Source organism: Vibrio sp. 811, from assembly GCF_033339195.1.
Window position 1 is genome coordinate 1 of record NZ_JAWOUB010001032.1, and the last position, 501, is coordinate 501.

Below are 501 nucleotides of genomic sequence, written 5' to 3' on the forward strand. Positions count from 1 at the left end.
CTGCCCAACTCTTTTTCCTTTATTCCAAGCAACCATAATGTGCTCCTTACTTCATAAAAATCACTGTTAAGTAAGGCAGAACTCAAGGAAATTTGCTTAGTTACTGGTATCATAAGGCCAATTTTTCGAACTCAAGAAACCCGTAATGAACGAACAAGAACAACTATTCCTCAAAGAGCTGGAAAGCAAGCTCTGGACAGCCGCAGACAAACTCCGTGCGTCACTCGATGCCTCACAATACAAACATGCGGTGCTTGGCTTAATTTTCGTTAAATACGTGTCTGACGCTTTTATGCTGCGCCAAGAAGAGCTAAAACAAGATTTTGCCAACCCTGACCACGAGTATTTCCTCGACCCAGAAGGTTACACGGCTGAAGAACTTGAGCAAGAAATCGCGATTGAGCTAGAACAGCGCGATTACTACAAAGAGAAAAACGTGTTTTGGTTGCCTACTGAATCTCGTTGGAAGTTCCTGCAAGACAATGGCCCGATGGTCATTGG

Annotated in this window: 1 protein-coding gene; it reads left to right on the top strand. The window is 43.7% G+C overall.

All coding sequences use genetic code 11. From position 1 onward, the window contains the following. Positions 1–145: 145 nt before the first annotated feature. Positions 146–501: type I restriction-modification system subunit M N-terminal domain-containing protein (locus R7Q46_RS30740; protein ID WP_318078785.1), on the top strand; the 356-nt coding region annotated here is incomplete at its 3' end.